This is a genomic window from Roseixanthobacter liquoris, from assembly GCF_043195135.2.
GTDB lineage: Bacteria > Pseudomonadota > Alphaproteobacteria > Rhizobiales > Xanthobacteraceae > NCEH01.
Genome location: NZ_CM195537.1, coordinates 1,913,793 through 1,928,608, shown reverse-complemented (window position 1 = coordinate 1,928,608; position 14,816 = coordinate 1,913,793). Strand labels below are relative to the sequence as shown.

10 protein-coding genes are annotated in these 14,816 nt (G+C 66.5%); 4 read left to right on the top strand and 6 right to left on the bottom strand.

Annotation, left to right across the window (positions count from 1 at the left end; all coding sequences use genetic code 11):
- Positions 1 to 4 precede the first annotated feature (4 nt).
- Positions 5 to 493, top strand: coding sequence for a molybdenum cofactor biosynthesis protein MoaE (locus tag V5F84_RS08475; RefSeq protein WP_394044216.1), 489 nt, complete (start codon positions 5 to 7; stop codon positions 491 to 493).
- A 33-nt stretch (positions 494 to 526) separates the two neighbouring features.
- On the opposite strand, the gene dctA (V5F84_RS08470) is transcribed toward V5F84_RS08475, so the two are convergent.
- The 5 genes from dctA (V5F84_RS08470) to V5F84_RS08450 form a co-directional block, all read right to left on the bottom strand.
- On the bottom strand, positions 527 to 1,852 hold the full coding sequence (gene dctA, locus V5F84_RS08470; protein ID WP_394044215.1) for a C4-dicarboxylate transporter DctA: 1,326 nt from the start codon (positions 1,850 to 1,852) through the stop codon (positions 527 to 529).
- Entirely contained in the window at positions 1,849 to 3,171 is a 1,323-nt protein-coding gene (gene dctA, locus V5F84_RS08465) for a C4-dicarboxylate transporter DctA (protein ID WP_394044214.1), read from the bottom strand. The genes dctA (V5F84_RS08470) and dctA (V5F84_RS08465) overlap by 4 nt, the downstream gene beginning before the upstream one ends.
- A gap of 75 nt (positions 3,172 to 3,246) precedes the next feature.
- On the bottom strand, positions 3,247 to 4,563 hold the full coding sequence (locus V5F84_RS08460; protein ID WP_394044213.1) for a dicarboxylate/amino acid:cation symporter: 1,317 nt from the start codon (positions 4,561 to 4,563) through the stop codon (positions 3,247 to 3,249).
- 591 nt (positions 4,564 to 5,154) lie between these two features.
- Positions 5,155 to 6,450 (bottom strand): dicarboxylate/amino acid:cation symporter, encoded by a 1,296-nt coding sequence (locus tag V5F84_RS08455; RefSeq protein ID WP_394044212.1) that lies wholly within the window; start codon positions 6,448 to 6,450, stop codon positions 5,155 to 5,157.
- A 145-nt stretch (positions 6,451 to 6,595) separates the two neighbouring features.
- Positions 6,596 to 7,486 (bottom strand): branched-chain amino acid aminotransferase, encoded by an 891-nt coding sequence (locus V5F84_RS08450; protein ID WP_394044211.1) that lies wholly within the window; start codon positions 7,484 to 7,486, stop codon positions 6,596 to 6,598.
- A 213-nt stretch (positions 7,487 to 7,699) separates the two neighbouring features.
- Between V5F84_RS08450 and V5F84_RS08445 the strand changes: the two genes are divergently transcribed.
- Genes V5F84_RS08445 through V5F84_RS08435 form a run of 3 tightly spaced genes read left to right on the top strand, consistent with a single transcriptional unit; the run spans position 7,700 to position 10,406 of the window.
- Positions 7,700 to 8,251 (top strand): MarR family winged helix-turn-helix transcriptional regulator, encoded by a 552-nt coding sequence (locus V5F84_RS08445; protein ID WP_394044210.1) that lies wholly within the window; start codon positions 7,700 to 7,702, stop codon positions 8,249 to 8,251.
- Positions 8,252 to 8,262: 11 nt separating this feature from the next.
- On the top strand, positions 8,263 to 8,985 hold the full coding sequence (locus tag V5F84_RS08440; protein ID WP_394044209.1) for a response regulator: 723 nt from the start codon (positions 8,263 to 8,265) through the stop codon (positions 8,983 to 8,985).
- Positions 8,982 to 10,406, top strand: coding sequence for an ATP-binding protein (locus tag V5F84_RS08435; protein WP_394044208.1), 1,425 nt, complete (start codon positions 8,982 to 8,984; stop codon positions 10,404 to 10,406). Before V5F84_RS08440 ends, V5F84_RS08435 begins: the two co-directional genes overlap by 4 nt.
- 184 nt (positions 10,407 to 10,590) lie before the next feature.
- Here the strand turns inward: V5F84_RS08435 and rpoC are convergent, their stop codons facing one another.
- Positions 10,591 to 14,772, bottom strand: a complete 4,182-nt coding sequence (gene rpoC, locus V5F84_RS08430; RefSeq protein ID WP_394044207.1) for a DNA-directed RNA polymerase subunit beta' — start codon at positions 14,770 to 14,772, stop codon at positions 10,591 to 10,593.
- Between the last annotated feature and the right edge of the window lie 44 nt (positions 14,773 to 14,816).

Genomic DNA, 14,816 nt, shown 5'->3' with positions numbered 1-14,816 from the left:
GGCCATGAGCAGTTCCCTCGCCCCTTCCGAGGCCGCGTTCGGCGCGCGCGTGCAGGCCGAGCCGTTCGATGCCGCCGCCGAGGCCGAGGCCATGACGCGCGGGCGCGTGGACGTGGGCGCGGTGGTCACCTTCGCGGGCCTCTGCCGGGCCGATCTGGCCGCCGACGGCACCGCCCTCACCGCGCTGACGCTGGAGCATTATCCCGGCATGGCGGAAGAGGAGATGGACCGCCTGATCGCGGAGGCGCGCCAGCGCTGGCCGCTGCTCGGCGCGCGCATCGTGCATCGCCACGGTACTCTGGTGCCGGGCGACCCCATCGTGCTCGTTGTCACGGCCTCGCCCCATCGCGGCGCCGCCTTCGCCGCCGCCGAATTCCTCATGGACTGGCTGAAGACCAACGCCCCCTTCTGGAAGAAGGAGGATCGCGCCGGTTCCGGCGATTGGGTCGAGGCCAAGAGCACCGACGACGCCGCCGCCGACCGCTGGAAATAGCCTCCCCCGCGGGCGGGCCGGCCCCGGATTGGCTCACGCCGCCGGCTCTTCCGTCGCCGTCTTCGCGGGTTCGAGCGCCTGTCCGTGCAACACCGCTTGCAGGCGCGGCAGGTCCAGCGCGCCCTCCCACCGCGCCACCGCCAGGGTCGCCACCGCATTGCCAATGACATTCGTGGTGGAGCGCGCCTCGCTGAGGAAGCGGTCGATGCCGAGGATCAGCGCAAGGCCGGCCAGCGGCACGTCCGGCACCACGCTCAAGGTGGCGGCGAGCGCGATGAAGGACGATCCCGTGACCCCGCCCGCGCCCTTGGTCGTCAGCATCGCCACCGCCAGCAGGGTGGCGAGATGGGCGAGGCTCAGATGGGTGCCCGTGGCCTGGGCGATGAACAGCACCGCGAGCGAGATATAGATGTTCGTGCCGTCCGAATTGAAGGCGTAGCCGGCCGGCACCACGAGCCCGACCACGGATTTGTCGACCCCCGCCCGCTCCAGCTTCGGCATCAGGGTCGGCAGCGCGCTTTCCGCGCAGGAGGTGCCGAGCACCAGGAAGATCTCATCCTTGATGTAGCGCAGCAGGGCAAAGATGCTGAAGCCGCAGACCCGCCCCACGAGGCCGAGCACGAGCGTGACGAACGCGATTTCGGCGATATAGAGCGTCGCCACCAGCAGCAGCAGGTTTTCGATCGCCGTGGCGCCGAACTTGCCCACCACATAAGCCATGGCGCCGAACGCGCCCACGGGGGCGGTGGCCATGACCAGCCGGGCCAAGGCGAACACCGCGCGCTCCAGCTGCTCCATGGCGCGCACCGCGCCGGCGCCGGCCGGCCCGAGCGTCTTGATGGCGAAGCCAACGAGCACCGACACGAACAGGACCTGCACGATGTCCCCATCAGCGAAGGCGCCGACCAGGGTGCGGGGAATGATATTCAGCAGGAAGTCGACGATGCCGTGGCTTTCCTGCCCGTCCAGATAGGGCGCCACCGCCGCGGCATCGAGCATGCCGGGGCGCACGCCGAACCCCTCCCCCGGCCGCACGATCTCGCCCACCGCGACGCCGATCAGCAGCGCCAAGGTGGACATGGCCTCGAAATACAGCAGCGCCTTGCCGCCGAGCCGGCCCACCTTGCCGCCGTCCCGCATCCCGGCGATGCCCACCACCAAGGTGCAGAACACCAGCGGCGCGATGAGGATATGGATCAGCTTCACGAAGCCCTGGCCGAGCGGCTCCATCGCCGCGGCGGTGGCGGGAAAGAGCAGGCCGAGCAGTGCTCCCGCCAGGGCCGCGACGAGCACCTGGACATAGAGGATGCGATGCAGGCTCCTGCGCGGGGCAGCCGCTATCGTGGCGACAGGCGTCATGGGGCTTCTCCCGCCGAGATCGCCGGGGCCACGGCGCCGGGCGATCCCCGCATCGCGATGGTGGCGGCGAAGCGCGCGGGATCGAGCGCGCCGTCCCAGCGGGCGATCACGATCGCTCCCACCGCATTGCCGACGATGTTCACCAGCGCCCGCCCCTCGTTCAGGATCCGGTCGACCGCCAGCAGCAAGGCGATGCCGCCGATGGGGATCTGGGGCACGATGGCCAGCGTCGCCGCAAGCGCGATGAAGCAGGCGCCGGGAACCCCCGGCAGGCCGCGCGTCGTCACCATGGTCACGGCGAAGATCATCATCAGGTCGGCGGGGGAAAGCGGGGTGTTGGTCGCCTGGGCGATGAACAGCAGCGCCAGCGTCATGTAGAGATTGGTGCCGTCGAGATTGAAGGAATAGCCGGTCGGCACCACGAGCCCCACCACCCGCGCATCGACGCCGGCGCGCTCCAGCTTCGCCATGAGCCCCGGCAGGGCGCTTTCCGAGCAGGAGGTGCCGAGCACCAGGATCAGCTCTTCCCGCAGCATCCGCAGCAGCTTGAGGATGCTGAAGCCGCACGCCAGCCCGACGGCGCCGAGCACGCCCAGCACGAACACCAGTTCCGTCGCATAGAGGGTGAGGATGAGCAGGGCGAAATTCTCCAACACGCCGAGCCCGTAACGGCCGACCACCACCGCCATCGCCCCGAACGCGCCGAGCGGCGCCACCCGCATCACCATGGAAACCACGGCGAACACCATGTCCTGCACGCGCCGCAGCGCCGCGCACATGCGCGCGCCATCGGGGCCAAGCCGCGCCAGCGCGAATCCCGTGAGCACGGCGACCAGCAGCACCTGGAGCAGGCCGCCGCCGGCGAAGGCGCCGAGGAAGCTGCCGGGAATGATGTCGAGCAGGAAGCCGGAGAGGCTCGACGCCTCGGCCTGCTGAAGGAACGGCGCGACCGCGCGCGGATCGAGGCTGGACACCGCCACATCCAGCCCCGCCCCGGGCCGCACCAGCAGTCCGGCCAGCAGCCCGAGCCCGAGCGCGAGCGTGGAGGCAGCCTCGAAATAGAGCATGGCCCGGCCGCCGATGCGCCCCACGGACCGCGCGTCGCCCATGCCGGCGACCCCGAGCACGAGGGTGCAGAACATCACGGGGGCGACGATGAGATGCAGCAGGCGCACGAACAATTCGGCGAGCGGCCCCATGGCCGCGCCGACGGCGGGAAAAAACGCGCCCGTCGCCGCCCCCGCGCCGGCGCCGAGCAGCACCTGGACATAGAGGATGCGGTAGAACGGCGTGCGCGCCCCCGGCCTCGATCCTGTCACGGCTCCCCCGGCCTGCGACGCCTTGCGCCGCCGTTCCTCGCCGGCGCGCCCCCGCGCCGGCCCCCGCGCTTAAGATCAGGCCCGCACCGGGCTCGCGTCCAGCGCAACGACGTCGCGCCGATCCAGAACCGCATGGAGGCGATCGAGGTCAAGCTCGCCCTCCCAGCGCGCGACCACAAGCGTCGCCACCGAATTGCCGATGAAATTGGTCAGCGAGCGGCATTCGGACATGAAGCGATCCACGCCGAGAATGAGCGCCATGCCGGCCACCGGAATTTCCGGCACCACCGCCAGGGTCGCGGCAAGGGTGATGAAGCCGCCGCCCGTCACAGCGCCCGCCCCCTTGGAGGTGAGCATCGCCACGCCGAGCACCATCAATTCATGCTCCAGCGTCAGCGGCGTATTGGTGGCCTGGGCGATGAACAAGGTCGCCAGGGTCATGTAGATGTTGGTGCCGTCGAGATTGAAGGAATAGCCGGTGGGCACCACCAGCGACACGACGGATTTGGAGGCGCCGGCATTCTCCAGCTTGCGCATGAGCTGCGGCAGCGCGCTTTCCGAGGAGGAGGTGCCGAGCACGATCAGCAATTCCTCGCGGATATAATAGAGCAGCTTGAAGATGTTGAAGCCCACGAGCTTGGCGATGGTGCCGAGCACCAGCGCCACGAACAGCGCCGCGGTGAGATAGAAGGTGGCGATCAGCTCCAGCAGATTGCCGATGGAGGCGAGCCCGTAGGCGCCGATGGTGAAGGCCATGGCGCCGAACGCCCCGAGCGGAGCCGCGCGCATCAGAATCGCAACGATGCCGAAGATCAGCGCCTCCGCCTGGCGGATCGCCTTCAGGATCGGCTCGCCCTTGGGGCCGAGCGCACTCAGGGCGAAGCCGGTGAGAATGGCGATGAACAGAACCTGGAGAATCTCCCCTTCCGCCAGGGCGCCGACCAGGGTCTTGGGAATGATGTTCAGCAGGAAATCCACCGTGGAGGCGTGCGCCGCCTGGGTGGTGAAGCCGGACACCGTCTTCGCGTCCAGCGTGCTCACATCGACATCGAAGCCGGCGCCGGGCTGCATCACCTTGCCGACGATGAGGCCGAGGACGAGCGCGAAGGTGGACACCACCTCGAAATAGAGCAGCGCCTTGCCGCCCACCCGGCCGACGCGCTTCACGTCTCCCATGGCGGCGATGCCGACCACCACCGTGCAGAAGACCACCGGCGCGATGATCATCTTCACCAGCTTGATGAAGCCGTCGCCGAACGGCTTCATCGCCTCGGCGGCATGGGGAAAGACCACGCCGAGCACCACCCCGACCACGACCGCCAACAGCACCTGCACATAAAGGATCTTGTAGAAGGGACGCCGCATCAAACTCTCCAACGCCGAAGGGGCCATGCCTTGCAGGTCCTGCGCACCCGCCGTCCGGCCGGGGATGGCAGGCGGGTTCGCAATTCCGTTTCGGAAGGCGCGTCGGTCACGTCCCATTCCATCCCGCGCGGACCGGGGCGGATCGGCGGATTCCATCGCGCGCGTCATAAAACGCGACCATCAATGGCAGTCTGATGAAGGAGAGGAGAACATATGCGGATACCGGCGCATTTGTCCGCGCGCGGCGCCGGCGATGCGCGAACGCGCACGGAACCCCGGGCGCAACGGCCCAGGACCGATCGACCTTCAGGGCGTGGCGCCGGTGCGAGAAACAATCGTCATGCGCGGCCCGGTCCCGTGCATCCATGGGCGCACCGGCGACATCGGCTTCTCAAGGCCCGCGTTGACGGCCCGACGTGGATGGCCGGGACAGCCCGGCCAGGACGAGCAAACGTCGATCTGCCCTAAGCCGGCGATGGGGTGAAGGGACGGAGAAGCGCCCGGAAAGGGCCGGCGGGCGGGCGCGCGGGCGGCAAAGGCCGACGGGTCAAGGGGCGACCGGCGGGGAAGCGTCCCGCCGGTGCGGCTTGTCCTCCCGGCCAAGCCGGGAGGCAGGGTTCAGATGCGGGCGGCCGGCACCTCGGCGACGAGCGGCGGCACATCCTTGCCATCGAGCACCGCATGCAGCCGGTCCATGTCCAGCTCGCCTTCCCAGCGCGCCACCACGAGGGTTGCGACCGCATTGCCGGTGATGTTGGTCAAAGCGCGGCATTCGCTCATGAAGCGGTCGATGCCGAGGATCAGAGCCATGCCCGCCACCGGAATTTCCGGCACCGCCGCCAGCGTCGCGGCCAGCGTGATGAAGCCCGCGCCGGTCACGCCGCTCGCGCCCTTCGACGTGAGCATGGCAACCGCCAGCACGATCAGCTCGTGCTCCAGCGTCAGCGGGGTGTTGGTGGCCTGGGCGATGAACAGCGTCGCCAGGGTCATATAGATGTTCGTGCCGTCGAGATTGAAGGAATATCCGGTGGGGATCACCAGGCCGACCACCGACTTGGAGGCGCCGGCATTCTCCAGCTTGCGCATGAGCGGGGGCAGCGCGCTTTCCGAGGAGGACGTGCCGAGCACGATCAGCAATTCCTCGCGGATATAGCGCACCAGCTTCAGCACGTTGAAGCCCACCAGCCGCGCGATGGTGCCGAGCACCAGCACCACGAACAGGATTGCGGTCAGATAGAAGGTGGCGATCAGTTCCAGCAGGTTGCCGAGCGCGGACAGGCCATAGGCACCGATGGTGAAGGCCATGGCGCCGAACGCGCCGATCGGCGCCACGTAAAGAATGATCTTCACGATGGCGAACACGACCTTCTCGATCGCCTGCACCGCCTTGAGCACCGGCTCGCCGTGATCGCCCAGTCCGCCGATGGCGAAGCCGGTCAGGATCGAGATCATCAGCACCTGGAGGATCGAGCCCGCCGTGAAGGCGCTGACGAAGGTGCTCGGGATGACGTTCAGGAGGAAATCGACGGTCGAGGTGTGCGCCGCCTGGGTGGTGTAATTGGCGATCGCCTTGGTATCGAGCGTGGCCACATCCACATTGAAGCCGTCGCCGGGCCGCACCAGCTCGCCGATGATCAGGCCGAGCACCAGGGCGAAGGTGGACACCACCTCGAAATACAGCAGCGCCTTGCCGCCGACCCGCCCGACCTTCTTCACGTCGCGCATGCTGGCGATGCCGACCACCACCGTGCAGAAGATCACGGGGGCGATGATCATGGTGATGAGCTTGATGAAGCCGTCGCCCAGCGGCTTCATCGCCGCGCCCGTATGGGGGAAGAACGCGCCGAGCAGCAGGCCGCAGAACACGGCGAACAACACCTGGACGTAAAGCACCTTGTACAATGGACGGCGCATGGCGTTTCCCCCCGCGGTTACCGCGTCATGTGAGGCAGATGAACACCTAAAACAAAGGGGCGGCTGGTGCCGCCCCTCTTTTTCGCTTATGCGCTGCCCTTAAGCGAAGGGCAATATTGGCCTAACGTAAGTCCGGCGCTTTTCCTTATGCCGCCGCCTGCTTCGGGCGCACCGCCTCGCTATAGGCATCCATCAGCTGATGGGTGATACCGCTGGGCGCAAACCGCCAATCGGCGATCTCGCCCACCGGGGTCACCTCGGCAGCGGTGCCGGTGATGAAACATTCGGTGAAATCGGCGAGTTCTTCCGGCTTGATGGCGCGTTCAACCACTTCGATGCCATGGTTCTTCGCCAGCCCGATCACGGTGCGGCGGGTGATGCCGTCAAGGAAGCAGTCGGGCTTGGGCGTATGGATCACGCCATCCTTCACGAAGAAGATGTTGGCGCCGGTGCATTCCGCCACCAGCCCGCGATAATCCAGCATCAGCGCATCCGCAAACCCGCGCCGCTCCGCCTTGTGCTTGGAGATGGTGCAGATCATGTAGAGGCCCGAAGCCTTGGCCCGGCAGGGGATGGTGGCCGGATCGGGACGACGGAACTCCGCCAGATCCAGCCGCAGGCCCTTCTGGCGCTGCTCGGGGTCGAAATAGCTCGGCCATTCCCAGCAGGCGATCGCAAGATGAATGGTGTTCGACTGCGCCGAAACACCCATCATCTCGCTGCCGCGCCAGGCGACGGGGCGCACGTAAGCGTCGACCAGGCCGTTCTTTTCCAGCGTCAGGCGCTTGGCGGCATCGATCTCGCCGATGGAATAGGGAATGGTGAAATCCAGCATTTCCGCCGAGAGACGCAGGCGCTCGGAATGTTCCGCGCTCTTGAAGATGGTGCCACCATAGGCACGCTCGCCTTCGAACACGCAGCTGGCATAATGCAGACCATGGGAGAGTACGTGAATCTTTGCGTCGGCCCAGGGCACCAGGACCCCGTCGAACCAGATCCAACCGTCGCGTTTGTCGAAAGGCTCTCCACCACTCATGGTCTCAACTCCTGATCCGGCCGCGTCTTTAAGACGGCCTTCGCCTCCCATGACGGCTGCCCTTTGCAGCCGTGCCCGGTACGGATATTTTCACATCTGACATATGGTGCAGACTGTGAAAGGCGCAATGATCGAACTCCAGATGGGTTATTGGAGACCGATCCTTTCGCGACCGCAAGCCTGTGAGTAATGATCGGACCGAAAAAAGTCAACATGGCTGACATAAATCCCCTTCCCACCGTCCCCGAAGCGCCCGAGCCCGACCGGCCGGCCGCCGCCCCGCAGGCCGAGTCGCTGGTGGAGTTGATTGAACTTTTCTTCTTCGCTTACAGGGACTTCGTCGGCGATCCGGACGCCATCCTCGCGCCCCTCGGCTTCGGCCGGGCCCATCACCGCGTGCTGCACTTCGTCAATCGCCATCCTGGTATGCGCGTGACGGACCTCTTGGACATCCTGCGCATCACCAAGCAGAGCCTCGGCCGGGTGCTGCGCGAACTGGTGGACGAGGGGTTCGTGGAGAGTCGCGCCGGCGCCTCCGACCGCCGCCAGCGCCTGCTTTATCCCACCGCGAAGGGGCAGGCCCTGGCACGCGAATTCGTCGCCCTCCAGAGCCAGCGCATCGCCCAGGCGCTGGAGGAATGCGGGCCCAATGCGCGCGAAGCGGCGCAGCGCTTTCTTGTGGCCATGATCGACCCCGAAGATCGCACCGAGGTGGAGCGGCTCACCCGGCGCGCCGCCGCATCCGCCCGCATGCGGCCCGCCTGAAGGCACGAGACATGACCGAGCTGACCACGTCCCATCCCGCACCGCCGGCACCGGCGGACGACGCCCCCCATCTGCTGGTGGTGGACGACGACAACCGCATTCGGACTCTGCTGTCGCGCTTCCTGAGCGAGCACGGCTATCGCGTCACCACCGCCGCCTCGGCGCTGGAGGCGCGGGGCCGCCTGGATGGGCTGGAATTCGACCTGCTGGTGCTGGACGTGATGATGCCGGGAGAATCCGGGCTCGATCTCGCCCGCTCCCTGCGCACCACCTCCACCGTGCCGATCCTCATGCTCACCGCGCGCTCGGAGATCCAGGACCGCATCGCCGGCCTGGAGGCGGGCGTGGACGATTATCTCGGCAAGCCGTTCGAGCCGCGCGAACTGCTGCTGCGCGTCGGCTCGATCCTCAAGCGCGCCGCGCCGGCGCCGCAAAAGGCCATCGAGGAGGTCCGGTTCGGCGAATTCAGCTTCCACCTCGGGCGCGGCGAGCTGAGCCGCGGCGGCGAGATCCTGCGCATCACCGAGCGCGAGCGCGACATGCTGCGCGCGCTTTCCGAGAACCCCGGTGAAACCGTGCCGCGCATGGCGCTCGCGGGCAATGGGGCGGCGAGCGAGCGGGCCGTAGACGTGCAGGTGAACCGCCTGCGCCGCAAGGTGGAGCGCGATCCGGCAAACCCCACTTACGTTCAGACCGTGCGCGGCATCGGCTACCGGCTGGTCGTGACCCCATGAGCCTGCGGCAGGAGACCAAGACCACGGGCGGAGGCGGCGCGATGGATGCCGTCCGCGCCGCCATGCGGACCCTGGGCAGCCGGCTCGCCCATGCCAATGCCAATTTCGGCGCGTGGTTCAACCGGGTGACGCCGAAGGGGCTTTATCCCCGCTCGCTGCTGATCATCGTCGTTCCCATGGTGATCCTGCAATCGGTGGTGGCCTTCGTGTTCATGGAGCGCCATTACAACACCGTCACCCGCCGCCTGTCCGCCGCCGTCAGCCAGGATATCGCCGCCGTCGTGGCGCTCTATGGCGCCTTTCCGCACGACAAGGACGCGACCGTCCTGCGGCGGATCGCCTGGCAGAATCTCGAACTGACCCTCGACATCCTGCCGCCCGATCCCCTGCCCGAGCCGGGGCCGCAGCCGTTTTTCTCGATCCTCGACAGCGCGCTTTCGCGCGAGATCGGCCGGCGCATCTCCGAGCCCTATTGGATCGACACGGTGGGACGTTCCAATCTGATCGAAGTGCGGGTGAAGATGCCCGACGTGGTGCTGCGCATCTTCGCCCGGCGCGGCTCGGCCTATGCCTCCAATTCCCACATCTTCCTGCTCTGGATGGTGGGCACCTCTTTGGTCCTGCTGGCGGTCGCCATCCTGTTCCTGCGCAACCAGATCCGCCCCATCGAGAATCTCGCCGATGCCGCCGAGGCGTTCGGCAAGGGGCGCGACGTGGAGAATTTCCGCCCCCGCGGCGCCCGGGAGGTGCGGCGGGCGGCGGTAGCGTTCCTGGAGATGAAGCGACGCATCGAGCGGCAGATCGAGCAGCGCACCACCATGCTGGCGGGCGTGTCCCACGACATGCGCACCATCCTCACCCGCTTCCGACTGGAACTCGCCTTCCTCGGCGAAGGGCCCGAGGTGGAGGCGCTGCGCAAGGATGTGGACGAACTCCAGGGCATGCTCGAAGCCTATCTGGCGTTCGCGCGCGGCGATCCGGGGGAGCAGGCCTCGCTGACCGACATGGCGCAGGTGATCGAGGATCTGCGCACCAATGCCGAGCGCCACGGGGCTATTGCCCGCGCCAGCTTCATGGGGCCGCCCCTGGTTCAGGTGAAGACGGATTCGCTCAAGCGCTGCATCGGCAACCTCGTCAGCAATGCGGTGCGCTATGCGCGGACGGTGGAAATCTCCGCCACCCGCGATGCCCGCTGGCTCAGCGTGAATGTGGACGACGACGGCTCGGGCATCCCGCCGGAAAAGCGCGAGGAGGTGTTCCGCCCGTTCCTGCGGCTCGATGATGCGCGCAACCAGGATGCCGGCGGCTCGGGGCTCGGCCTGTCCATCGCCCGCGACATCGCCCGCGCCCATGGCGGCGACATCATCCTCGGCGACAGTCCGCTCGGCGGATTGCGGGCCACCGTGCGCCTGCCGGTGTGAGCCGCCGAACCGCGCGGAGAAGCCCTTGACGCCGCGATGGCCGCGCCTTTTCGGGGGATGTCGGCGAATATCCGCACGGTGATCGGCAAACTCTTCGGCAAACGCGCCGAACGCCCGCTTGAACGCAAAAGGCCGCCCCGAGGGGCGGCCTTTCGTGTCTCACGAACCGGGCTGAAGCCCCGTCTCACTCCGCCGCGTCGGCGGGGCCTTCGACCAGGGGCTGGCCGTCGGTCTGCTCGCGGGTGGCGACGATGAGGTCGTCGCGGGAATTCGCGACCGCCCGCAGCTTCGCCATCTGCGCGCCGGTGCCCGCCGGGATGAGCCGGCCGACGATGACGTTTTCCTTCAGGCCGTCGAGCGGATCGATCTTGCCGTTGACCGCCGCTTCCGTGAGGACACGGGTGGTCTCCTGGAACGAGGCCGCCGAGAAGAAGGACCGCGTCTGCAAGCTCGCCTTGGTGATGCCGAGCAGCACGGGATGGCCGGTCGCCGGCTTCTTGCCTTCGGCAATGGCCCGCTCATTGGCTTCCGCGAAGTCGATCCGGTCAACCTGCTCGTTGTCGAGGAACTCGGTCTCGCCGGAATCGTCCACTTCCACCTTCTGGAGCATGTTGCGGACGATGACTTCGATATGCTTGTCGTTGATGTTCACGCCCTGGAGCCGGTAGACCTCCTGGATCTCGTTGACGAGGAAGGCTGCGAGCTCTTCCACGCCCTTGATCGCCAGGATGTCGTGCGGCGCCGGGTTGCCGTCCACCAGGAAGTCGCCCTTCTCCACCACGTCGCCGTCCTGGAGATGGATGTGCTTGCCCTTCGGGATCAGGTACTCGACCGGATCCCCGCCGTCCTGCGGCTCGATGATCAGGCGGCGCTTGTTCTTGTAGTCGCGGCCGAAGCGGATGGTGCCGCTGACTTCCGCGATGATCGCCGCGTCCTTGGGACGCCGCGCCTCGAACAATTCCGCCACGCGCGGCAGACCGCCCGTGATGTCGCGGGTCTTGGCGCTCTCCATCGGCACGCGGGCGACGACGTCGCCGGCGCGGATGGTATTGCCCGGATCCACCGAGATGATGGCTTCCACCGGCAGCGAATAGCGCGCCTCGCCGCCACGGGCGAGCTTGAGGATCTTGCCGTCCTTCCCCTTGATGAGGATGGCCGGGCGAAGCTCCGAGCCGCGGCCGACACGGCTGTCGGTCACGACGCGCTTGGCGATGCCGGTCGCCTCGTCGATCGCCTCGTTCATGGAGGCGCCTTCGACCAGGTCCTCGAACGCCACCGTGCCCTCGACCTCGGTCAGGATGGGACGGGTGTAGGGGTCCCATTCCGCGATGCGCTGGCCGCGCTTGATGGTGTCGCCTTCATCCACCTTCAGGCGCGAGCCGTACTGGATGCGGTGAACCGCCCGCTCCGAGCCGTCCTGATCGACGATCACCACGGCCAGGTTACGCACCATGACGATGAGGTCGCCTTCCGAGTTCCGCGCCACGTTGCGGTTGCGGATCTTGACGGTGCCCTCGAAGTTGCTTTCCACGAACGAGCTATCCGCGAGCTGCGCGGCGCCGCCGATGTGGAAGGTACGCATGGTGAGCTGGGTGCCCGGCTCGCCGATGGACTGCGCGGCGATGACGCCCACCGCCTCGCCCATGTTCACCGGCGTGCCGCGGGCGAGATCGCGCCCGTAGCAGGTGCCGCACACGCCGTTGCGGGTCTCGCAGGTCAGCACCGAGCGGATCTTGATTTCCTGGATGCCGGACTTGTTGATCCGCTCGATGTGCCATTCCTGGATCATCTCGCCCTTGGGGACGATGACGGTGCCGGTCGCCGGCTCCACCACGTCTTCCACGGCGGTACGGCCGAGCACACGCGAGGAGAGCGAGGCCACGACCTGGCCGCTGTCCACGATGGCCCGCATGTGGATGCCGTTGTCGCTGTGGCAATCCACTTCCGTGATGATCGAATCCTGCGCCACGTCCACGAGGCGGCGGGTGAGGTAACCCGAGTTCGCCGTCTTGAGCGCGGTGTCGGCCAGGCCCTTACGCGCACCGTGGGTGGAGTTGAAGTACTCCATCACGGTCAGGCCTTCCTTGAAGTTCGAGATGATCGGGCTCTCGATGATCTCGCCCGACGGCTTGGCCATGAGGCCGCGCATGCCGGCAAGCTGCTTCATCTGCGCCGGCGACCCACGCGCCCCGGAGTGGGACATCATGTAGATCGAGTTGATCTGGCGGTCGCGCCCGGTCTTGGGATCCTTACGGACCGCCGAGATTTCCTTCATCATCTCGTCGGCGATGCGGTCGGTGCACTTGCCCCACGCATCGACGACCTTGTTGTACTTCTCGCCCTGGGTGATCAGGCCGTCATTGTACTGCTGCTCGTATTCCTTGGTGAGGCTGCGGGTCTCCTCGACCAGCTCCCACTTCTTCTTCGGCACGACCATGTCGTCCTTGCCGAAGGAGATGCCCGCGCGGAACGCGTTGTAGAAGCCGAGCGACATGATCTTGTCGCAGAAGATCACGCTCTCCTTCTGCCCACAGTGACGGTACACCGTGTCGATCATGTTGGAGATTTCCTTCTTCGTCATACCCTTGTTGACGACGTCGAAGGGAACCTTGGGATGCTTCGGCAGCAGTTCGCCGAGCTTCATGCGCCCGGGCGTGGTGTCATAGATCTTGGACATGCGCTTGCCGTCGGCATCCACGCCGATGTAGCGGCCCTTGACCTTGGTGTGCAGGGTGATGGCCTTGGCCGCCAGCGCATGGTCGATCTCGCCCATGTCCGCGAACATCATGCCCTCGCCGGGCTCGTTGTCGCGCATGATCGAGAGATAATAGAGGCCGAGCACGATGTCCTGCGACGGCACGATGATCGGCTGACCATTGGCCGGGTGCAGGATGTTGTTGGTCGACATCATGAGCACGCGCGCTTCCAGCTGGGCTTCCAGCGAGAGGGGAACGTGCACGGCCATCTGGTCGCCGTCGAAGTCCGCGTTGAAGGCCGAGCAGACCAGCGGATGCAGCTGGATCGCCTTGCCTTCGATCAGCACCGGCTCGAACGCCTGGATGCCGAGGCGGTGGAGCGTCGGGGCGCGGTTGAGCATCACGGGATGCTCGCGGATCACCTCGTCGAGGATATCCCAAACCTCGGGACGCTCCTTCTCCACCAGCTTCTTGGCCTGCTTGACGGTGGCCGAATGGCCCTTGGCGTCGAGGCGGGCGTAGATGAAGGGCTTGAACAGCTCCAGCGCCATCTTCTTGGGCAGGCCGCACTGGTGGAGCTTCAGCTCCGGACCCACCACGATGACCGAGCGGCCGGAATAGTCCACGCGCTTGCCGAGCAGGTTCTGGCGGAACCGGCCCTGCTTGCCCTTCAGCATGTCGGCGAGCGACTTCAGCGGGCGCTTGTTGGCGCCCGTGATGACGCGGCCGCGGCGGCCGTTGTCGAACAGCGCATCCACCGCTTCCTGAAGCATGCGCTTCTCGTTGCGGATGATGATGTCCGGGGCGCGAAGCTCGATCAGGCGCTTCAGGCGGTTGTTGCGGTTGATGACGCGGCGGTAGAGATCGTTCAGGTCCGAGGTCGCGAACCGGCCGCCGTCCAGGGGAACGAGCGGGCGCAGGTCCGGCGGGATCACCGGCACATGGGTCAGGATCATCCATTCCGGCTTGTTGCCGGAGAGCTGGAAGGCCTCGACGATCTTCAGGCGCTTGGCGAGCTTCTTGGGCTTCAGCTCGGTGGTGCTCTCGGCGATCTCGACGCGCAAATCGGCGGCGATCTTGTCGAGGTCCATGGAGCGCAGCAGCTCGCGGATGGCTTCCGCGCCGATCATGGCGGTGAAGCTGTCATCCCCGTACTCGTCCTGGGCGCGCAGATAATCGTCCTCCGAGAGGAGCTGACGATACTTCAGCGGCGTCAGGCCGGGCTCCAGCACGACGAAATATTCGAAGTACAGGATGCGCTCGAGGTCCTTCAGCGTCATGTCGAGCAGCAGGCCGATGCGGCTCGGGAGCGACTTCAGGAACCAGATGTGCGCCACCGGCGCGGCCAGCTCGATATGGCCCATGCGCTCGCGCCGCACCCGCGAGAGCGTGACTTCCACGCCGCACTTCTCGCAGATGATGCCCTTGTACTTCATGCGCTTGTACTTGCCGCACAGGCACTCGTAGTCCTTGATGGGACCGAAGATGCGCGCGCAGAACAAGCCGTCACGCTCGGGCTTGAACGTGCGGTAGTTGATGGTCTCCGGCTTCTTGATCTCGCCGTAGGACCACGACGCGATCTTGTCCGGGCTCGCGATCGAGATCTTGATCTGATCAAAGGTCGGAGCCGGGGTCGCCGGATTGAAGAGATTCATCACCTCTTGATTCATGACCGTCTCCTTCGGCTCGGTCGCTCGCCCCTCATGCCGCCTGA

Excerpts from the sequence above, each read along its gene's own strand:
- V5F84_RS08440 (WP_394044209.1), top strand. The coding sequence starts at position 8,263 with ATGACCGAGCTGACCACGTCCCATCCCGCACCGCCGGCACCGGCGGAC.
- V5F84_RS08450 (WP_394044211.1), bottom strand. The coding sequence starts at position 7,486 with ATGAGTGGTGGAGAGCCTTTCGACAAACGCGACGGTTGGATCTGGTTC.
- V5F84_RS08475 (WP_394044216.1), top strand. The coding sequence starts at position 5 with ATGAGCAGTTCCCTCGCCCCTTCCGAGGCCGCGTTCGGCGCGCGCGTG.
- V5F84_RS08445 (WP_394044210.1), top strand. The coding sequence starts at position 7,700 with ATGGCTGACATAAATCCCCTTCCCACCGTCCCCGAAGCGCCCGAGCCC.
- V5F84_RS08460 (WP_394044213.1), bottom strand. The coding sequence starts at position 4,563 with ATGGCCCCTTCGGCGTTGGAGAGTTTGATGCGGCGTCCCTTCTACAAG.
- V5F84_RS08435 (WP_394044208.1), top strand. The coding sequence starts at position 8,982 with ATGAGCCTGCGGCAGGAGACCAAGACCACGGGCGGAGGCGGCGCGATG.
- V5F84_RS08455 (WP_394044212.1), bottom strand. The coding sequence starts at position 6,450 with ATGCGCCGTCCATTGTACAAGGTGCTTTACGTCCAGGTGTTGTTCGCC.
- rpoC (WP_394044207.1), bottom strand. The coding sequence starts at position 14,772 with ATGAATCAAGAGGTGATGAATCTCTTCAATCCGGCGACCCCGGCTCCG.
- dctA (WP_394044215.1), bottom strand. The coding sequence starts at position 1,852 with ATGACGCCTGTCGCCACGATAGCGGCTGCCCCGCGCAGGAGCCTGCAT.